At 65.5% G+C, this 20,172-nt stretch carries 18 protein-coding genes; 4 read left to right on the top strand and 14 right to left on the bottom strand.

What is annotated here, in order from left to right:
- From ASD82_RS17650 to ASD82_RS04945, 5 genes are all read right to left on the bottom strand, one after another.
- Positions 1–484, bottom strand: a 484-nt coding sequence (locus ASD82_RS17650) for a Mov34/MPN/PAD-1 family protein (protein ID WP_157599187.1), incomplete at its 3' end; no start/stop codon positions are given.
- Positions 481–2,145: a ThiF family adenylyltransferase gene (locus ASD82_RS17315; protein ID WP_157599188.1), complete on the bottom strand. Its 1,665-nt coding sequence runs from the start codon at positions 2,143–2,145 to the stop codon at positions 481–483. The genes ASD82_RS17315 and ASD82_RS17650, both read right to left, overlap by 4 nt.
- Entirely contained in the window at positions 2,142–3,149 is a 1,008-nt protein-coding gene (locus tag ASD82_RS04935) for a cyclic GMP-AMP synthase DncV-like nucleotidyltransferase (protein ID WP_056716303.1), read from the bottom strand. Before ASD82_RS04935 ends, ASD82_RS17315 begins: the two co-directional genes overlap by 4 nt.
- On the bottom strand, positions 3,142–4,233 hold the full coding sequence (locus tag ASD82_RS17320) for a patatin-like phospholipase family protein (protein WP_082585245.1): 1,092 nt from the start codon (positions 4,231–4,233) through the stop codon (positions 3,142–3,144). The genes ASD82_RS04935 and ASD82_RS17320 overlap by 8 nt, the downstream gene beginning before the upstream one ends.
- 634 nt (positions 4,234–4,867) lie before the next feature.
- Positions 4,868–5,758 carry a LysR family transcriptional regulator gene (locus ASD82_RS04945; RefSeq protein ID WP_056716310.1) on the bottom strand — a complete coding sequence of 297 codons (891 nt, stop codon included), beginning with the start codon at positions 5,756–5,758 and terminating at the stop codon, positions 4,868–4,870.
- A 203-nt stretch (positions 5,759–5,961) separates the two neighbouring features.
- Between ASD82_RS04945 and ASD82_RS04950 the strand changes: the two genes are divergently transcribed.
- Both ASD82_RS04950 and ASD82_RS04955 read left to right on the top strand, forming a co-directional pair.
- Positions 5,962–6,561, top strand: coding sequence for an NAD(P)-binding domain-containing protein (locus ASD82_RS04950; RefSeq protein WP_056716313.1), 600 nt, complete (start codon positions 5,962–5,964; stop codon positions 6,559–6,561).
- Between the two features lie 231 nt (positions 6,562–6,792).
- On the top strand, positions 6,793–7,527 hold the full coding sequence (locus ASD82_RS04955; protein WP_056716316.1) for an SDR family oxidoreductase: 735 nt from the start codon (positions 6,793–6,795) through the stop codon (positions 7,525–7,527).
- A 72-nt stretch (positions 7,528–7,599) separates the two neighbouring features.
- Here the strand turns inward: ASD82_RS04955 and ASD82_RS04960 are convergent, their stop codons facing one another.
- On the bottom strand, positions 7,600–8,277 hold the full coding sequence (locus ASD82_RS04960) for a class I SAM-dependent methyltransferase (RefSeq protein ID WP_056716418.1): 678 nt from the start codon (positions 8,275–8,277) through the stop codon (positions 7,600–7,602).
- Positions 8,278–8,327: 50 nt separating this feature from the next.
- On the opposite strand from ASD82_RS04960, the gene ASD82_RS04965 reads away from it, so the two are divergent.
- Both ASD82_RS04965 and ASD82_RS04970 read left to right on the top strand, forming a co-directional pair.
- Positions 8,328–8,780: an Rrf2 family transcriptional regulator gene (locus ASD82_RS04965; RefSeq protein WP_056716319.1), complete on the top strand. Its 453-nt coding sequence runs from the start codon at positions 8,328–8,330 to the stop codon at positions 8,778–8,780.
- Positions 8,770–9,657: an NAD(P)/FAD-dependent oxidoreductase gene (locus ASD82_RS04970; protein WP_056716322.1), complete on the top strand. Its 888-nt coding sequence runs from the start codon at positions 8,770–8,772 to the stop codon at positions 9,655–9,657. The genes ASD82_RS04965 and ASD82_RS04970 overlap by 11 nt, the downstream gene beginning before the upstream one ends.
- Positions 9,658–9,682: 25 nt before the next feature.
- Here the strand turns inward: ASD82_RS04970 and ASD82_RS04975 are convergent, their stop codons facing one another.
- From ASD82_RS04975 to ASD82_RS05010, 8 genes are all read right to left on the bottom strand, one after another.
- Complete coding sequence (locus tag ASD82_RS04975; RefSeq protein ID WP_056716325.1) at positions 9,683–10,495, bottom strand: inositol monophosphatase family protein; 813 nt, start codon at positions 10,493–10,495, stop codon at positions 9,683–9,685.
- Positions 10,496–10,499: 4 nt separating this feature from the next.
- A complete protein-coding gene (locus ASD82_RS04980; protein WP_056716329.1) occupies positions 10,500–11,846 on the bottom strand; it encodes an MFS transporter in 1,347 nt (448 codons plus the stop codon).
- Positions 11,847–11,999: 153 nt separating this feature from the next.
- Entirely contained in the window at positions 12,000–13,496 is a 1,497-nt protein-coding gene (locus ASD82_RS04985; RefSeq protein WP_056716332.1) for a CoA-acylating methylmalonate-semialdehyde dehydrogenase, read from the bottom strand.
- A 157-nt stretch (positions 13,497–13,653) separates the two neighbouring features.
- Complete coding sequence (gene iolB / locus ASD82_RS04990) at positions 13,654–14,466, bottom strand: 5-deoxy-glucuronate isomerase (RefSeq protein ID WP_056716335.1); 813 nt, start codon at positions 14,464–14,466, stop codon at positions 13,654–13,656.
- Entirely contained in the window at positions 14,466–15,356 is an 891-nt protein-coding gene (gene iolE / locus ASD82_RS04995; RefSeq protein WP_056716339.1) for a myo-inosose-2 dehydratase, read from the bottom strand. Before iolE ends, iolB begins: the two co-directional genes overlap by 1 nt.
- Complete coding sequence (gene iolD / locus ASD82_RS05000) at positions 15,353–17,185, bottom strand: 3D-(3,5/4)-trihydroxycyclohexane-1,2-dione acylhydrolase (decyclizing) (RefSeq protein WP_056716342.1); 1,833 nt, start codon at positions 17,183–17,185, stop codon at positions 15,353–15,355. Before iolD ends, iolE begins: the two co-directional genes overlap by 4 nt.
- Before the next feature lies 1 nt (position 17,186).
- Positions 17,187–19,124, bottom strand: coding sequence for a 5-dehydro-2-deoxygluconokinase (gene iolC / locus ASD82_RS05005; RefSeq protein ID WP_056716421.1), 1,938 nt, complete (start codon positions 19,122–19,124; stop codon positions 17,187–17,189).
- 87 nt (positions 19,125–19,211) lie between these two features.
- The gene (locus ASD82_RS05010; protein WP_056716346.1) at positions 19,212–20,102 is read right to left on the bottom strand and encodes a MurR/RpiR family transcriptional regulator; all 891 of its coding nucleotides are present in this window, start codon (positions 20,100–20,102) and stop codon (positions 19,212–19,214) included.
- Positions 20,103–20,172: the final 70 nt, after the last annotated feature.

Here is a 20,172-nt window from a genome sequence, read left to right on the forward strand (position 1 = left end):
CCGCCCAGGGCGCGAGCCGGTTCTCGTCAAGAGTGAGGACGGTGAGTCCCATAGTCGTTTCCGCCTGTCCTTGAATAGCAAGAATGAGGGTTGCAGATGCACGCTCTGAATGTGCGCATAGGCGGGCAAACGCATCAATGTCGCTTCCGGACGGCTGAGGGTATCTCTCGGGGTGGGTATGCCATTCACCGAGATAGATCAGGCCCTTTTTGCGCATAGCACTAATCATACGATCCGCTGCTACAGGGTCTGATCGGTAACTGATGCGCGTTCTTGCATCGCTCTTATAAGGCCCGCTGGCCGCAATGACATGAAGTCCCGTTCCCACTCGTGAGCCAAAGAGTTGACCGCCCGCCTCCTTGGCGAAAGAATCAAGCTGACGATGTCGGCGCAAATGTTCCAGCACCTCTGGAGCAAAGAGGATCTCGTCCGCAAAGTCTTGGTGCACTGCCCGCCAAATGACAGCTTTCGCCGTGGGTGTCATGGAGCATCGATTTCCCTGAAAGCGCCGTCGAAGAATTGGCTAATTGTCGCCCCTCTCTCCTCCGGCACGCGTCGATCGCCGAGCCAGATGCGATGCATGGGAGCTTGTGCATTGCCAAGTAAAGCATCAAGGACGAGACGCGTGGTCGTCTGCACAGTACCAAGCATGTCAGTTGCGGTGTATGGCTGAAAGGAACTTCCACAACCTGCAGGGACGATACTTGCCAATGCCGCCGGCCAATTGCTTGTAAGGTTCGACTTTGGACGCCCACCGTCATCCAGAAATGTTTCAGCAGTAAGGCCCGGCGACAAGAGCATTGCGTGGCCCGCACAGGCGAACTCCTCCACCCAAGCGATGATCAAAGGCGGCGGACCGCTGAGGCTATCTCGCCAGCGCGCGATGCGGGTGATAGCCAAGGCGTCGACACCCGCCCCCAGAATGAGATCACAGCTAGCCAGTTCGTTGAGCGCCTCTGTGGCAAGCGTCTCAAATGCGTAGTGATGCGTGGCTGCTTTGGCAAGGTGAGGGAATTGTTGACCAATCGCCTTAGCAAGAGCAGTCGCTTTCCACTGCCCGACATAAGTTGCGCCGAGGGCGTGACGGGTTGTATTTGCGGACTCGAGGCGGTCCTTGTCGACGAACACGAACTGGCCGACGCCAGCGGCAGCCAGCAAGCGGGCAACTTCACTGCCGAGTGCACCGCACCCAATGATTCCAACAACCATTTGGGCAAGTTTCGCCGCGTCCCTATTGTGGTCGCGTCCGTGGACCCAGGTATGATCTTGGCGCATGACCTTCATACGAATGACCGGAGCCGGGCCGAAGACGGCGTCGCGCCGCTCCTCCCGCACTGGGTGCCTACGGTTCTTCGACAGCCCAGCCACGTCTGGCGGACGAATAACGACGGCGACCTGCACCATGCCCGGGGTCGGCACTTCAAGAAGAATAGGTACCGGGGCACGCGTTTGACAAAGATTCCGGACAAGGGGATCCAAGGCGAAGATCTCCGCGCCCGTGTTCGGATAGGTATCGGGTGCGGGAGCGTGGTCAAGGCGGATTAGGCGTGTGTGTCGCACAGCATCAAGTCGATAACATCCTTGCGCAAACCAGTGTTCGATCGTTGCGTTGTCCTCGGCAAATATGAAAGACCGCCCCCATGGCGCCCAGACAATCGAACGGCTCAAACCACCCGGCGTGATTAGCGAACGAGCCTCGGGAATCTTCCCAACATGGCGATCCCAGTAGGAACTGAACTCGCGAGCGAACTCATTCGTGCGCGAACCCTCGTCCATGCCAAGAATGGCAAAGGCATTCTGCACGGCAACACGAACATGGGATTGGATATCCAGCGGCAAAGGGCCGAGGCAAAGGCGCGCCATGTCCTCGACATGAGGCCAAGCTGGGGCACCCAGAACACTCGCGCCTGGCGCAAAGATTCGCATGCGGCTTAGAGGGAAGTCGCCGTCAACGCAAAGCCATACGAAATCTACATTCTCGTGGCCATGCTCCCCGGGCGAGGCATCAAGTCGCCAGCAGGCGTTGTTACCTTCTCCGGCAGGAGTGGTCTCGCCGTCTAAGGCGGAGCGCCATTCGCCAGGCCACCGATCGTTTAGTACCGCCTCGATGGTTTGGCGAGTGGGCGCGGAGACAAGGGGAATCAACCGTATACCCCGCCGCCATCGTTACGGTGGTCGGCCTTAGATTCATCCACGTCGAGACGCTTGTCGGGTGTCGGTTGCCGCGTGAAGTATGTCGTATCAAAAGTTGTATCCCAAGCCTCTCGTGCCTCCCTGCGTGTGCAATTGGTATCGAGGACTTCAAGTTCTTTGAGCGCATCGCTCAGTTTGTCGAGGAAAAAGCCGACCTTCTCGTCGCCCTCATCGGCAAGGTTCTTTGCACTGACGGGGTGGACGACGATGCAGGACTTCAAGAGGCGCGCCTCGATCGCCTGCCAAGTCTTCCGCAGCGCCTCATCGTCCCGCCCAGGAGCCTTTGCAAACTCATCGCAGACAAGGCGCGTAAGTGCAATTCCGCTGCCCGTCTTCTCCGACCACCCGTCACGACTGCGTGCAAAGGACTTGGTCAGGCGAACGACACGGCGAAGTTGTGCACGATCGTCCTTGTCACCGGCAGCGTCGATTTGTCGAAAGAACCATCGAGTGACTTCGCGAGCATCAGACGGCTCCCATGTGTCCTTCGTGGCGAGCTCATAGGTCTCAACCGTGTTGTTGGAGGCGTCCTTCGACGTCTTGACGCGGTAGACCGGGATGTCGATGTGGTAACCGGCCGGGTAAACCTGACGAACACAATTGTCATGGATGTCCGCTGGTTCCTTGAGGCGCTGGTCCTGGCGAATGGCGTCGCGGACACGTTCCTTGGCCTGCATCGTGGTGAGCTCAACATCGTCGGCATCGGTCAACGCGGCGAAAGAGAAATACGCGCCATCGTCAATGTCGAATTCCTTAGCATCGTCTTGGACCATCGTGTGCATCGCATACGATCCTTGCACGAAATAGCTGGGCGTCTTGTGCCCATCACGTTCCAGCCCATTGTCGAGACGGGTACGCCCGTTATTGCGCCGCTCACGCATCTCATCCTGCGTGTCAATCGAGAGGGTGACCTTGTCACCGTGGAAATTTCTCATTTCCTTGTTACAGTCAAACATGTGTCGGTTCCTCTTTTTGGAAGCACGCGGCCAGCGCGTTGTGGAAGGCGGCTGCATGGCCCTCAGGATCTCGAGCCGCATCGGCCCAGAGCATGTCGACGTCGGAGGCAGCTTGGCGGGACAGTGCACCCAGTACTTGCGGTCGCGCATCGTCCATGTTTTGCAGATAACGATGGAGCTCGCCCGACGGGCACTGAGCCGGTAGGCGATAAGCGAACGAAGAAGGGCGGAGTTCGAGCATCTTCTTAGCCACATAGTCGTAGCCAGCTGCCTGAGCGTTAAGACTGACAGTGACAGCTTTGATCCCTAATCCCCATCCAAAGGCCCCTCGATAGCGCGCAGCATCGGTGATTTCCTCACCACCTTGTACGGGAAGGGATCCGAGCATGAAAAGATGAACTGGACGTTCTTTCTCCTCGCGCTCATTGAGCACTTCGATGGCCTCGATGGCACCAAGCACGCCGGGATTGTTGGCCCAAAGCCCGCCATCGGTATAGACGACCCGAGCTGCGGAGCCAGGTTCACTAACAGCAGCTAACGCACGAAGAATAGGGGCCGCAGAGGTGGCCATGCACGCATCGACGAGCGTGCGCGCATCGTCGCGCCCGTTTGAGCGCTTTAGGTGTCTGGTTTTGAAAACGACGGGAGCATGGCGCGCCATGTCAATGGAGGGAATGGCAAGGGCGATGCCGCGAGTCTGTAGAACATCTGCGAAGGTCATGGCACCGAAAACATCCTCAAGCGCCGAGCGCAACGCTACCTCGCCAGCCTTCGCACCCCAGCCCAGACCGCGAACGATGGTCGAAACGCGTGGTATGGCGCGCAATCGCTGGCCTGGAAAGATGTCGCGCCCCTTCGTTTCGTAAAGCTCCCGTACCCGCATGAGCGGAACGCCTGCTGCGAGTGCGCAGGCGACAATTCCGCCAGTACTAGTGCCAGCGATGAGGTCAAAGCAGCGACCAACATCGGCCGCACCAGACTTTGCGCCTTGGAGTCGGCTCACAAAGGTTTGCAAGTAGGTTGCTTGATAGACGCCACGCATGCCGCCGCCGTCCAGGCAAAGCACCCGGTATGGGTCCGTCATTTGTTTTCCCTATTCCGTGTCCCACGTCACACTTTGAGGTGCATGGAAGGGATTTCAAGACCAAATTCTTGACAACGTGGCAGGCGTCGCTTTTGCAGGGTCCGCAAGCAGGTGCGCTGTAGGGTTGGAAAACCTCAGGGGCGGAGGAAGTTAAATAGAAGAGATAACAGCCGGTGCGCTGCTCCGGCTCTGCACTGGCTCTTCTGAAAAGTGCGGGCCAGGATGGCCCGCTGCTCTACCCGGGGCCCCTGTGCGGCGGTGAGGCGGGGTCGACAGGCCGCGCAGCGGGAGTCGACAGGGATGTCGACTCCTTTTCGCCAGGGCAGGATGCCCTGTCGAAAAGCCCGGCCTCGGCTCACGGACTTGCCGCCCATGGATGGGCGGCAAGCGCCAAGCGGGGTGGCCTTTCTCTTTGGTTATCTTTCTCTTTGGCCACGCAAAGAGAAAGTAACTCGGCTGCCGCAGGCAGACGAAAGCTTTTGCTCTGGGGCCGCACATAAGAGCAAAAGCGTCGCGGCTAAAGCCGCTCCTACCAATGCTCAGGGCAAGAGCAAAGGCGTCGCGCACAGGGTGCGCTACAAGTGCGCGACGCATCGAGTTGCCTCGATGTTGCTGAAGTGTGCTTCGCACGAAGCTAGGCTTCGCCCAGCAACTCCACCAACCGCGCCTCACACGCCGACAAATCATGCCCCCGCCGCTGTGAAACCACGAACGTCAGCGACCGGATGTGCCACGCGCGCCGCTCAAGCTCGACGAGCTGCCCACCGGCCAAATCCTCGGCCACAAGATGCCGCGGCAAGTGCCCCCACCCCAGCCCGGCTTTCAGCAAATCCCGTTTCGCACCGAGGTCGTTGACCAGCCATTGACGCTTGCCGGCCACGCCCTCCTGGGTCTTGTCCGCGCCGGGCTGGTTGTCGGTGACGATGATCTGGGTGTAGCGGCCGAACTCGTCCACGGGGATGGGTTTGGGAGTTGAGGCGAGCGGATACGTCGGCGCGCACACCGTCACCATCTCTTCCTCACGCAGCCAGTGGCGTTCGATGGCTTGCGGGTTCACTTCCGGCACGTCGTTGATGGTGACGGCCAGGGCGCAGACTTTTTCCAGCACCAGTTTTTCGCCACCCTGCATGGTGGTGATGCGCAGATTGATCGCGGCGGTGGGGCATTCTTCCTGCAGCGTGCGCAGGCAGCCGATCAGGTGGGCGCGCGAGAAGTAGGCGTCGACGGCCACCGACACCTGCGGCACGCCGGCCTTGGCGATGGAGCCGGCGCGGTTCTTCATTTCCTCCGTGCGCGAGATCACCGCCCGTGCGTCGGGCAGGAGGCTGCGCCCCGCCGCGGTGAGCTGGGCCTTGCGCGTGTTGCGCTCGAACAGCTCGACGTCGAACGCGCTTTCCAGCGCCTTGATCGCATGGCTGATGGCCGACTGCGCCCGCGCGAGCTTGCGCGCCGCCCCCGAGAAGCTGCCCTGGTCGCACACCGCAACGAACGCGCGCAGCTGGTTGATGGTGACGTTGTCGAGCATCGGCTATCCAGAAAATAGATCGTATCAAGCGATGTTTCGTCAATTGGATTGATGCGTCAAGCGACCCAGATTGGTTGGGCAACCGGTTCGAATCGCTCGGCACGCTCAAGTCACTGGATCCCCGCCTTCGCGGGGATGACGGCGACAAGGCAAGCGCCATTCGGGCCAGACCACTCCATCTCCATACTGAAAAGGACAATGTCATGAGCTACGCCATCATTGGTTTCGGTTCCATCGGCCAGGCCCTCGCCCGCGCTTTTGCCCGCAACAACATCGAAGTCACGGTTGCCAGTCGGCGGCCGCCCGAAGCGCTGTTGCCGCAGGCGCAGGCGATCGGCCCCAAGGTCATCCCCGGGACATTGCAGGAAGCGGTCAAGGCGGACGTGATCATCCTGGCGGTGCTGTTCGAGGGACACCAGGACATCGGCAAGCTGCTTCCGGACTGGACGGGCAAGACGATCATCGACGCGATGAATACGAATGACCCCGTCGAAACGCTCGACAACCTCCCCTCCTCCGCCTTTGCCGCCAGGTCGTTCCCGGGCGCCAGGTTCGTCAAGGGCTTCAATCACCTGCTGTCGCGCACCCTGGCCACCGACCCCAAGGTCGAGGGCGGCCACCGGGTGGTGTTCCTGTCGAGCGACGACGAAGCGGCCGCGGCGCAAGTCGCCGATGTGGCCAAGCGACTCGGCTTCGCCCCCGTCAACCTCGGCAAGTTCGACGAGGGCGGCGCCCTGGTGCAGGCACGCGGCCGCGTCTGGGGCCCGCTGATTTTCCAGGATCTGTTCAAGCAGGAGCCGTGAGCGCGGCTACTGCCGGCGCTGGGACGTAACCACTTATTCCAACCCATGGGACATCGGGTAACTCTCAAACGTCCGTCATTCCAGCGAGGCGCTTTTCAACAGCCGAAGGGCTGGTCAAGCTGGAATCCAGCGTCCCGGCTGTTCAATGGCCTGAAGTCACTGGATCCCAGCTTTCGCTGGGATGACGAGCTTGAAGCAGGGTTAGTCGAGGTTCCGCAGAGGACTTATGACATGAGCAAGTTGAATGGAAAGACCGCCGTCATCACCGGCGGCGCCACCGGCATCGGCCTCGCAGCGGCCGAGCGCTTCATCGAGGAAGGCGCCTTCGTCTTCATCTACGGCCGTCGGCAGGAAGCGCTCGACGCCGCGGTGGCGAAGCTCGGCCCCAACGCCCGCGCAGTGCAGGGCTCGGTCTCCGACCCGGCCGACCTCGACCGGCTCTACGCGGCGGTGAAGGCCGAGCGCGGCACCCTCGACATCGTGTTCGCCAACGCCGGGACCGGCGGCCTGCTTCCGCTGGGGCAGATCACCGCCGAGCACATCGACGAAACCTTCGACACCAATGTGAAAGGCACGATCTTCACGGTGCAACAGGCACTGCCGCTGATGGGCCAGGGCGGCTCGATCATCCTCACCGGATCGAGCGCCGGCACCACCGGCGCCCCGGCCTTTGGCGTCTACAGCGCGAGCAAGGCCGCCGTGCGCAACCTCGCCAAGACCTTTGCGGAGGACCTGAAGGGCACCGGCATCCGGGTCAACGTGCTGTCGCCCGGACCGACGGCGACCGAACTGGCGAAGGCCGCCGTGGGCGAGGAAGGCCTGAAGGTGTTCGCCTCGATGAACCCGCTGCAGCGCATGGCCGAACCGGCGGAGATCGGGGCAGCGGCGGCCTTCCTGGCGTCGTCGGACAGCAGCTTCATGACCGCCAGCGAGCTCGCCGTCGACGGCGGGCTGGCGCAGATCTGAGGCGTTGCGTATGGCCGGGTGCTCCTTCCGATGGATTGGAGCGCCTTGTCGATTGCCCGGTGGCCGCGCGAGTTACAAACCCGCATACGCCACCCACCCCTTGAACGTGAAAGCCGCATAGAACAGTTCATGCCGTTCGAAGCCGGCCTGCTCCAGCAAGTCGACCTCGGCTTCGGGGGAAAGCAGCGGGAGGCGGCTGGCCATCGCTTCGATCGTCGCGGCCATGTTCGCAACCGGCATGCCGTTTGACGTCATGAAGGCCACGTGCCGCCGTAGCCAGCGCAGCTTTTCGTCCGGTGCGTCGGGAACGCTGTGATGGGCCATCACCAGCGGGGCGCCGGGTTTCAACCGGCGCCTCAGCTCGCGCAGCGTGTGCAGGCGTTCCCCGAGGGACAGGAAGTGCATGGTCAGCAGGCAAACCGCGCCGTCGAATTCGATGGCCGGAGCCGCATCGATGTGGCCCTCCAGCAACTCCACCCGCGGCGCCAGCGGCCCCAGCGTCTGGACGGCCAATTCCAGCATCGGCGCGGACGGGTCCACGCCGAGCAAGCGCCACTGCGGATGGGCTTCGGCGAAGGCCTTGAGCTCCAGACCTCCACCGGCGCCCAGCACCAGCACGCGCCCATCGGACGGCACGTGCTCGTGCAGGAGCAGGCCGCTCATCTGGTGGAGCGCATGCAATCCGGGCACCTGCCGCAGCGGCCCGTCCGTGTATCGCGCCACCGCTTGGGGATCGTTGAAAGAAGACATGCTGCCCTCGCCGCTTGACATGGAGGCACTAACGTAACATCGTTTGTTACATGAAACGAGACAGCCGACTTTCCGCCGTACTCCACGCCTTGCTGCACATGGCCGAGCGCGATACGCCGATGACATCCGATGCGCTGGCGCAGTGCCTGGGCACGCATCCGGTGGTGGTCCGCCGCACCATGGGCCTGCTGCGGGAGGCTGGTTTGGTCACGGCGGATCGCGGACACGCCGGCGGCTGGCGCATCTCGGCGGATCTCAGCAAGGTCACGCTGCGCCAGTTGCACGAAGCGCTGGGCGAACCTGCGCTGTTCGCCGTGGGCAACCGGAACGAACATCCCGAATGCCTCGTCGAGCAGGCGATCAATGCGGCGCTGGACACCGCTTTCGCCGACGCCGAGGCACTGCTGCTGCAGCGGTTCGAGTCGGTCACCCTGGCCGCGCTGGCCGCGGATTTCGCGCGCCGCCATGGCGCCCATCGATCGAGGCACCGGCATGAAGCATGACGTCATCATCATCGGCGGCAGTTACTCGGGCATGGCCGCGGCCCTGCAGCTGCTGCGGGCGCGCCGCAGCGTACTCATCATCGACGGCGGCAAGCGGCGCAATCGCAGCGCCAGTCATTCCCACGGATTCCTGGGCCAGGACGGCGTCGATCCCGCCGAGCTGGCCCGTGTCGCCCGCACGCAACTCGAGGCGTATCCCACGCTGACCTGGCTGGACGGCGAAGTCGAGCAGGCGACCGGCGCGATGGACGACTTCCAGGTGGCCTGTGGCGGCACCACGTATTCAGCCAGGCGTTTGCTGCTGGCGATCGGCGTGTCGGACCGGCTGCCCGGAATCCCCGGCCTGGCCGAGCGCTGGGGCAGGAGCATCTTCCACTGCCCGTACTGCCACGGTTATGAACTGGATCAGGGCCGCATCGGCGTCATCGCCACGGGCCCGATGTCGATCCATCAGGCGCAGCTGCTGCCGGAGTGGGGAACCACCACGTTCTTCCCCAACGGCACGTTCGAACTCGACGAGACTGCCGCGCAAGAATTGACGCGTCGCGGTGTGACAGTCGAAACCACGCGAATCGAGCGGATCGACGAAGACGCCGACATCGTGCTCACCGACGGACGACGCATCAGCTTCGCCGGCCTGTTCACCGCGCCGCGGAACGAGCCTTCGACACCGATCGCGGTGCAGCTCGGCTGCGAACTGGTCGAGACGCCGATGGGCCTGCAGATATCGACCGGAGAAACCAAGGAGACCACCGTGCCGGGCGCGTTCGCCTGCGGTGACGCCGCGAAGATGCCGCACTCGGTTTCGCTTGCGGTGGGCGACGGCGCCTGGGCTGGCGCGCAGATCCACCGCTCGCTGGTGTGGCCGGCGTCGTAACCAACTTCCGAACCTGGCCCGCGATTCACGAAGCCGATGTCTCCAGCGCCCGGTTGAGCCGTTCCACCAGCGCGGCCTGGATGTGCCCGTTGGACACGCAGACATTGCCGCCATGCACGTCCACCGGGCCACCGGTGACCGAGCTGGCCACGCCGCCGGCTTCGCGCACCAGGATGATGCCCGGCGCCATGTCCCAGGCGCACAGCGAGCGTTCCCAGTACGCATCCCAGCGTCCGGCCGCGACGTAGGCCATGTCGACCGAGCACGCGCCGGTGCGACGGATGCCGGCGACTTCGCCGGACAGCAGCGCCATCTCGCGGGCGAACACCGGGTGATCGGGCTTGCCGGCGAACGGGATGCCGCAGCCGAGCACGCTGTCGACCAGGCGGTTGCGGGTGGAGACGCGGATCGGTTCGCTGTTGAGCCAGGCGCCCTCGCCTTTCGCCGCCACGAACATTTCACGCAACACCGGCAACCAGGTCACGCCGGCCACCACCTCGCCCTCGCGCGCCAGCGCGATGTTGACGCCCCAAAGCGGCGTGCCGAACAGGAAGTTGGTGGTGCCGTCCAGCGGGTCGACGATCCAGCTCTGCGCATCGTCGCTGCCGCCGGTGGTGCCGCCCTCTTCGCCGATGAAGCCGAACGATGGCTGCGCCTTGCCGAGGATCTCGCGGGTGCTGCGCTCGGCTTCCTCGTCGGCGATCGAGACCAGGTCGGCCGGACCGGACTTGGTGCGCGCCACCAGTTCACCGAGCTGGCCGAAGCGCTGCAGCAGGCCGTCGCCGGCTACCTGGGCGGCCTTGATCATCGCCTTGAGTTCGGGGGAAGCGCGCAACATGGTTTCAGTCCCTGCGTCGTGTGCGCCACAGGCTCAGCGCCAGCAGCATGGAGAGCACCGACGAGCCGATCCAGAACGCGATCGCCGGGCCGAAATTGTAGTGGCGCACGCCATCGACCATGGTCATGCCGTGCTGGATCAGCGTGCCGGACACCTGCTCCTGCACACCGGCGCCGATGTAGCTGCAGATGCCGATCACGCCCATCGCCGCGCCGGCCACGCGCTTGGGCGCGATGTCCACCGCGAACAGGCCGCCCAGCGAGGTGACCAGGCCGGTCAGGCCCATGCCGAACAGCACCATCGCGATGATCAGCGACCACAGGTGATTGGGGCCATAGAAGAACAGCAGCAGGCCAGCCAGTTCCAGCAGCGCGAAGATCAGGTTCACCGGCGGGCGATGCGCGTCGAACAGCTTGTCGGAAATGAAGCCGAACGCGATGGCGCCGGCCATGCCGGCCAGGGTGCTGATCATCAGCAAGGTGCCGGCCATGGTCAGCGAGTAACCGTGGATCTCCTGCAGGTACAGCACGCCCCAGGAATTGATCGCGTAGCGCGTCACGTAGGTGGTGGCCGAGGCCAGGCACAGCACCCAGATCGCGGGCATCTTCAGGATCGACAGCTGCAGCTTCAGCACCGAGGCGATCTTCGGTTTCGACGCTTCGCCGAAGTTGTCGTTCTTCCAGTCGTTGACCGCGGGCAGGCCCAGGGTGGGCGGGCGATCCTGCAGCAGCAGGTAGGCGCCGATCGCGGTGGCCACGCCGATCATGCCCGGCCCCCAGAAACCGAAGCGCCAGCCGAAGGTAGCCACGGTGGCGCCCACGACGAGAAAGGTCAGGCCTTCGCCAATCGAGTGCGCGGTGCTCCAGATGCCGTAGGTGCGCCCGCGCTCGCGGTTGGAGAACCACGCCGTCATCGCCACCACGCCGCCCGGCGCGCCGAAGCTCTGGAACCAGCCGTTGAGCCCCCACAGGATCACCGCCAGCCACACCGTGGTGACGAAGCCCATCGCCAGGTTGCACACCGCGGTGGTGAGGAAGGCGAAGGCCAGGAAACGCTTCATGTTCGCGTGATCGGCGAGGAAGCCGTTGGTGAGCTTGCCGATCGCGTAGGTATAAAAAAGTGCCGAACCGATCATGCCCAGTTCGGCGGGAGTAAAAATGCCGGCGTCGATGATCGGTTTCTTGACCACCCCGAGCGCCAGGCGGCAGGTGTAGATCAGGCCGTAGCCCAGCGTTATCGCAAGCATCACGCGCAGGCGATGCTTGCGATATTGCCGGTCGATGACGTCCCTGTCGGTGATCTCGGGCTGGTCAGCTCCAGTTGCGAAAAACGCCAGCCATCCACGCGCCATCGGACTCCCCCCCTCAGCGGCCGGCGCAGCACGCACCGGCCTCGTTGCAATCAGACTATTTCATATTTGAACAAATTGGAAGAATTATTCCATATACACCGAAACGCCTTGCTTCCCCCGCTGCGCGGAGGAAGGATCGTTCGTGTCACGCCGTCACAAGGTCGGGATCACGAAGCTCTGCTCGATCGCTTCGCCGCCCCGGGGCCAGCGCTGGGTCACCGTCTTGGTGCGGGTGTAGAAGCGCACGCCGTCCATGCCGTACTGGTTGAGGTCGGCGAAGCCCGAGCGCTTCCAGCCGCCGAAGCTGTGGTACGCCACCGGCACCGGGATCGGTACGTTGATGCCGACCATGCCCACCTCGACGCGGTCGGCGAACTCGCGCGCCGCGTCGCCGCTGCGGGTGAAGATGCTGACGCCGTTGCCGTAGGGATGCTGCGACGGCAGCGCCAGCGCTTCCTCGAAGCTGTGCGCACGCACGATCTGCAGCACCGGGCCGAAGATCTCGTCCTGGTAGGTCTTCATCGTGGGCTTCACGTGATCGAACAGCGTGGGCGCCAGGAAGAAGCCGCCTTCGTGGCCGGGCACCTTGAGGCCGCGGCCGTCGACCACCAGCTCCGCGCCCTCGTCCACGCCGAGCTGGATATAGCCCTCGATGCGCGCCTTGTGCGCCGCCGACACCACCGGGCCGTAGTGCGCATCGGGATTGCCGGAGACGCCCACCTGCAGCGCGGCGATCGCCGGCAGCAGTTTCGCGCGCAGCGCCTCGGCGGTCGCCTCGCCCACCGGCACCACTACCGGCAAGGCCATGCAGCGTTCGCCGGCCGAACCGTAGGCGGCGCCCATCAGGTCGGCGACGACTTGGTCGAGGTCCGCATCCGGCAGCACGATGCCGTGGTTCTTGGCGCCGCCCATGCACTGCACGCGCTTGCCGTGGGCCGCGCCGGCCGCGTACACCGATTGCGCCACGTCGGACGAGCCGACGAAGCTGACCGCCTTGATCGTCGGATGCGCTACGATCGCGTCGACGATCTCCTTGTCGCCATGCACCACGTTGAGGATGCCCGGCGGCAGGCCGGCCTCGATCATCAGCTCGGCCAGCCGCACCGGCACCGACGGGTCGCGCTCGGATGGCTTGAGGATGAACGCGTTGCCGGTGGCGATCGCCGGGCCGAACATCCACATCGGGATCATCGCGGGGAAGTTGAACGGCGTGACGCCGGCCACCACGCCCAGCGGCTGCATCGCCGAATAGACGTCTATCCGCGGGCCGGCGCCCTGGGTGTACTCGCCCTTCAGCAGGTGCGGGATGCCGCAGGCGAACTCGATCACCTCCAGCCCGCGCAGCACGTCGCCGTGCGCGTCGGACACCACCTTGCCGTGCTCGCTAGCCAGCAGCTCGGCGAGCTCCTGCTTGTGCACGTTGAGCAGGCGCACGAACTCGAACATCACCCGCGCGCGGCGCTGCGGATTCACCGCGGCCCACGCCGGCTGCGCCTCGGCGGCGTTGCGCACCGCGCGATCAAGCTCCGCGGCGTTGGCCAGCGACACCTTCGCCTGCACCTGGCCGCTGTTCGGATCGAAGACGTCGTTGTGGCGACCGGAGGTGCCGACAACGGTCTGGCCGCCGATGAAATGTTCGATGCTGCGCATGACTCACTCCTGCATGATGTTTTCTGGTGGGCGCCGGATGGCCGGCCCGATGACCCGTTCCCCGCGAGGTCTGGAATCTTTCGCTTCTCCCGCCGGCAGCAGGGCAGGAGACCTGCCCCTCCGCCCCGCCTTTGGTGCCCGCGTGTGGAAATCGGGGTTAGCCGGGCGGACGCCGCGCGATCCAGTCGTGGGCCGGGTCGTTGCGGAAAATCCATTGGCGATGCGGGCCCGCCATCACGTTGAGGTAGTACAGGTCGTAGCCGTGCGCCGTGCCGACCGGGTGGTAGCCGCGCGGCACCATCACCACGTCGCCGTCTTCCACGCAGACGGTTTCGTCGAGCGAGCGGTCATCGGTGTAGACGCGCTGGAAGGCGAAGCCCTGCGGCGGGTTGAGCCGGTGGTAGTAGGTTTCCTCCAGCGCGGATTCCGTGCCTGCCTCGGCGGTGTCGTGCTTGTGCGGCGGGTAGCTGGACCAGTGCCCGCCGGGCGTGATCACTTCCACCACCAGCAGGCTGTCGGCCGGCTCGGTCTGCGGCAGGATGTTGCGCACGTGGCGGGTGTTGGTGCCTGCGCCGCGCACTTCGCGGCTCATCGCGGATTCGGCGATCAGCCGCGGTTCGCCCTGCCCCGTGCCAGGCGCGGTACAGACGGCCAATTCGATCGGGCCACTGGCGACGACTTCATAGGCGACGCCCGCGGGCACGTAGACGGCACCGGGCGCGCGATCCTCGAACGGGTTGCTGCGACCACCGACGTGCGCGAAGTGCAGTCCGCCCGCATCGACGTCGGCCATGCCGGCAACGATCACCAGGCAGGCCTCGCGGCCGGCCTCGCCGCCGGCGAACCGCTCACCGGCCGCCAGTTTCACCAGGCGGAAGCCGACATGTTTCCAGCCGGCGCTGGCCGGAGTCACTTCCAGCACGGTGCCCGTGGCGTCGGGCGCATGGGGGCGGACGCGCAGGCCGGCCATCACTGCAACCCCGCGGCGGCGGCGCGCTCCCGCAGCGTGCCGAGGCCGAGTTGGGCGTAGGTGCGCGGATCGGCCAGGGCCGGGTCCTGCTCGGCCTCGATCACGATCCAGCCGCTGTAACGGATCTTCGCCAGTGCAGCCATCAGCGCCGCGTAATCCAGGCCGCCGTCGCCGGGCACGGTGAACATGCCGGCCAGCACGCCGTCGAGGAAACTCGAACCGGCTGCGCGCAGTTCGTCGAACACCTCGCGGCGCACGTCCTTGCAATGCACGTGGGCGATGCGCGCAGGGTGCTCGGCGATCAGCTGCAACGCGTCGATGCCGCCCAGCGCGGCGTGGCCGGTGTCCAGGGTCAACCCCACCGATGCGCCGGTGTGGCGCAGGAAGGCCTGCAGGTCCGACGCGCGCTCGACCACGGTGCCCAGGTGATGGTGGTAGGCGAAGCGGATGCCCTGCGCCTGGATGTAATCGGCCACCTCAGTCAGGCGCTGGCCGAACACGGTCCACTCGTCCGGGCCGAGTTGCGGCGTGTCCTGCATGGCCTGGTCGCGCTGGCCATGGATCGCGTTGCTGGTTTCGGCGAACACGAACACCGTGCTGCCCATCGCCTTGAGCAGTTCCAGATGCGGCTGCAGCGCCACGATCTCGTCGTGGGCGGACTGCGTCAGCAGCGAGCCGCTGTACCAGCCGCCGATCAGGTCGAGCTGATAGCGCGCCAGCAGCGGCTTCAGCGCGGCCGCCTGGCGCGGGAACTTGCCGCCCAGCTCGACGCCTTCGAAGCCCAGCTCCTGGATGTCATGCAGGATGCTTTCCAGCGACGTGTCGCCGCCCAGCTCGGGCATGTCGTCGTTGGCCCAGGCGATCGGGCTGACGCCGAAACGGATGCTCATGACAAATCCTTCTTCTGTCGGATGCCCTGCTCGTAGGCACGCCGCGCGGCCTCGACTTCAGGGCGTTCGGAAACTTCCGGGACCGCCACGTCCCACCACCAGCCGCCGGCTTCGGTGCTCTTCAGCGGATCGGTGTCGATCACCACCACGTAGCTGCGTGTGGCGGCGCGTGCACGCACCAGCGCGGCTTCCAGTTCGCCCAGCGTCGCGACGTGTTCGGACAGCGCGCCCAGGCTCGCCGCGTGGGCGGCGAAGTCGATCGACGGCAGCACGTCGTGCGCGGCATCGGCCAGCAGGTTGTTGAAGCCGGCGCCGCCGGTGGCGTGCTGCAGGCGGTTGATGCAGCCGTAGCCCCGGTTGTCCAGCAGCACCACGATCAGCTTGCGGCCCAGCATCACCGAGCTGGCCAGTTCCGAATTCATCATCAGGTAGCTGCCGTCGCCGACCATCACCACCACCTCGCGACCGGGCGCCGCCATCTTCACGCCGAGGCCGCCGGCGATCTCGTAGCCCATGCACGAATAGCCGTACTCGACGTGATAGCCGTCGCTGCGCGCGGTGCGCCACAGCTTGTGCAACTCGCCCGGCAGGCCGCCGGCCGCGCACACCACGATGGCGTCCTCGTCCACGCTGCGCTGCACCGCGCCGATCACCTGGGCATCGCTGGGCAGGACCTGTGCGGCGGCGCCGGCGGTGGCCGCATCGACGGCCGCATTCCACGCCCGCACCTCGCCCGCATCGATGGCAGGCGCGCGCCAGCCGGCCAGCTCCGCGGACAATGCCTGCAGCACCGTGCGCGCATCGCCGAGCACGGCCTGCGCATCGTGCTTGTGCGCATCGAACGGCTGCACGTTGATCTGGAACTTCCGCGCCTGCTCGAACAGGCTGCGCGAGCCGGTGGTGAAATCCGCCAGCCGCGTGCCGATGCCGACGACAAGATCGGCACGCGCGGCCGCCGCGTTCGCCGCGCTCGATCCGGTGACGCCGATCGAGCCCAGCGAGCAGGAATGATTCCACGGCAACGCGCCCTTGCCGGCCTGGGTCTCGGCCACGGCCAGGCCGGTGGCTTCGACCAGGGCGGCCAGCGCCGCTTCGGCGCCGCTGTACAGCACGCCGCCGCCGGCGATCAGCAGCGGATGCCGCGCCGCCTTCAGCGCGCTCACCAGCGCCGCGAATCCGGCGGCGTCGGCGCCGGGCCGGCGCTCTCGCCACAAGCGTCGCGCGAAGAATGTTTCGGGATAGTCGAACGCCTCGGCCTGCACGTCCTGGCAGAACGCGATGGTGGCCGGGCCGCAGCTGGCCGGGTCGAGCATCGTGGCGAGCGCCTTGGGCAGCACGTCGATGATCTGTTCGGGCCGGGTGATCCGCTCGAAATGGCGCGACACCGGACGGAAGCAGTCGTTGGCCGTTACCGTGGCGTCGGCGAAGTCCTCGACCTGCTGCAGCACCGGATCGGGCTGGTGGCTGGCGAACACGTCGCCGGGCAGCAGCAGCACCGGCAGGCGGTTGACGTGGGCCAGCGCCGCCGCGGTGACCATGTTGGTGGCGCCCGGGCCGATCGAGCTGGTGCAGACCATCGCGCGGCGACGGCGCATCTGTTTCGCGTACGCGATCGCGGCGTGGGCCATGCCCTGCTCGTTGTGCGCGCGCCAGGTGGGAAACGTGTCGCGCACGGCGTGCAGCGCCTCGCCGAAACCGGCCACGTTGCCATGGCCGAAGATCGCCCAGGCGCCGGCGAAGTACGGCACTTCCTCGCCGTCGACGATCACGTATTGCGCCGCCAACCAGCGCACCGTCGCCTGTGCCGCGGTCAGTCGCACGATGGCCATCTCACACCGCCTCGCTGCGGCAGGCCAGGGCCGCTGCGCGGGCCTCGCGCCAGGCCTCGACCAGCACGGCGAAGCGCGCGCAGAGATCGGCGATCGCCGCCTCGTCATCGAAGCTGCCGGACAACCAGCGCGCCGCGGCATCCGCGAAAATCGTGCGCCCCACCGCGAAGCCCTTGACGATGGGACTGGCCGCGGCGCTGCGGAACGAATCGGCGAGCACTTCGCTGGGCGCCTGCAGGCCCAGCAGCAGGACGCCGTGGCAAAGCGGATCGTTGCGTCGAATGGCGCGCTCGATATGGCCCCAGGTGGCGCCGTCGGCGGCCGGTTCGAGTTTCCACCAGTCCGGTTTCATGCCCCGATCATAGAGACACTGGATCGCCCGCGCCGCGGTGTACTGGTCGACCGGTCCGTGGCGCGAGGCGATCACTTCCAGCAGCAGCTCGTGGCGGGTCTTGCGGCAGGCGTCCTGCAGGCGCAGCAGCTGGCGTTCCTGCTGTTCGCACAACTCGCGCGGGTCGTCCGGGTGATAGAACACCAGGCACTTCACCACGTGGTTGTACGGCCAGGTGGCCAGCTCGGTGGCCACGTCGGCGGAGCTTTCGAACACCAGCGGGCGCGAACCGGGCAGCTCGATCGGACGGCCGATCCAGTACGGACGATCGGCGGCGGCTTCCAGCGCGCGCATGCCGTAGCGGCCATCCAGCAACACGCCGAAACGGTCGTCGCCACGCGCCAACCGGTCGACCGCCTGCAATACCAGCGCCTTGAACGCGGGGATGCGGGCCGGGTCCGCCCCGGTCTCGCGGCAGATGTCCTCGAACTGGCTGCGATGATCGACCGCCAGCACGGTGAGGTCCTCGTGCACGCGGGTCCGCGTGGTCGCCCAGTGCAGCTGTTCCAGCGCGGCATCGTCGCGCAGCCGGAACGGTCGTTCGCCGCCACCGAGGAACGCCTGCAGTTCGTCCCAGGTCGGCATCGCGGGCGCGCAGCCGTGGCGCGAGACCACGATGGCGCCGCAGGCATTGGCGTATTCGCAACACGTCGACAACGGCTCGTCGCGCAGCCAGCCGCGCAGGAAGCCGGCCATGAATGCATCGCCGGCGCCCAGCACGTTGAATACCTCGACCTGGAAACCGCGGCCGACCACGCCGTCGTCGAGGCGGTCGGGGATCGCGGCGGGGAACGCCGAGCAACCCAGCGCGCCGCGCTTGCATACCAGCAACGCGTCGCTGCGCGCGCGGATCGCCCGCAGCGCGGCGATGGTGTCGGTGCTGCCGCCGAGGATGTGGATCTCCTCCTCGGTGCCCACGATCAGGTCGCACAGCGGCAGCACCTGCTGCAGCCGCGCGGTGACTTCGGCGTCGGCGACGAAGCGGTTCTCGCCCATGTCCCTGCCGGTCAGCCCCCACAGCACGGGCCGGTAATCGATGTCGAACACCACCCTGGCGCCGGCGGCGCGGGCCAGTTCGCAGGCGTGCACGGAGGCGTCGAACACGTTCGGCCGCGACAGGTGCGTGCCGTTGATCAGCACGGAGCGCGCGGACTGCACCAGCTCCACGTCGATGTCCGATACGCCCAGCGCCATGTCGGCGCAGTTCTCGCGATAGAAGATCAGCGGGAACGTGTCCGGGTCGCGGATGCCGAGGAAGACCAGCGCGGTGAGCCGCTCGCGGTCGGTGACCAGGCCGTCGACGCAGACGCCTTCGCGCCGCAGCTGCTCGTGGATGAAGCGGCCGAAATGGTCGGCGCCCACGCGGGTGACCAGGGCGCTGCGCAAGCCGAGTCGCGAGGCGCCCACGGCGGCGTTGGTCGGACTGCCGCCGATGTACTTCGCGAAAGAGGTCATGTCCTCCAGGCGACCACCGGTCTGCTCGCCGTACAAGTCGATGCAGGATCGTCCGATGGTTACAAGGTCAAGCTGACGCTTTGCCCCTTCCATATGCACTTCTCTCACGGGTCTCCGGCGCCCACCGCTCCGGATGCACGTAATATATATTCTATTTTCTATTTTTTAGCAACATATGTTTCATTTCTTGGCAGACCTGGAAGACGGCAGCCGCGAACTGTTGCGCCGGGGCGTGCTGCTGGCGAAGGCGTAGGAGATCACCAGCGCCTGGGCCAGGCACATGGAAGCGGACAGCGAGCGGAACTTGCGCACTTCGGCCTCGCGCACCTGCAGCACCACGGTGGCAGGCTTGGCCACCGGGCTGACCAGGCTGTCGCTGATCGACAGCACCTTGCAGTGGTTCTCCGCGGCGGCATCGATCATCTGCACCGCCTCTTCCGCATACGGGTGGTAGCTCACCGCGATCAGCAGGTCGCGGCGGGTGATCGCGTGGATCTGCTGGCGGGTCATGCCGCCGATGCTGTCGATGAAGACGGTCTTCTTGTCCACCTGGTGCAGCGAATAGGCCAGGTAGGCGGCGACCGGGAAGGAACGGCGGAAGCCGGCCACGTAGACGGTGTCGGCCTCCTCGATCAGTTTCACCGCGGCCGCCAGGTTCTTGCGGCCCACCGCGTCGGCGAGGTTGTGCAGGGCCAGCACGTTGCCCTCGACGAATTCGGCCAGCACCTGCACCGGGTCGCCCACCGACTTGCCGTCGACGTTCTGGCTGAACTGCCGCACGCGCTCGCCGTAACCCAGCGCGGCGTTGCCCGACAGCAGGCCGTCACGGAACAGCCGCTGCATCTGGCTGGCGCCCTCGAAGCCGAACGACTTGGCGAAACGCACGATCGCCGACGGCTGCACGCTGCAGCGCTCGGCCAGCACGGCCAGCGTTTCCAGCGCCACCGCGTTGGGTTCGTCGAGCACGTAGCGGGCGATCTGCTGCAGGCGTTTGCTGAGCGATTCGTAGCGATCGAGGATGGCGGAGCGCAGTTCTTCGGCGCTGGCGGGCGGCACGTCCATTTCGACCATGGGGCTTTCCTTCGTGTTTCGCCGGGCTGCACGCGCAACACCGGCCTTTGTTGAAATATGGCGCAACTTT

Origin of the sequence: Rhodanobacter sp. Root179 (genome assembly GCF_001428465.1) — a bacterium.
In the GTDB taxonomy this organism is placed as follows: Bacteria; Pseudomonadota; Gammaproteobacteria; order Xanthomonadales; family Rhodanobacteraceae; genus Rhodanobacter.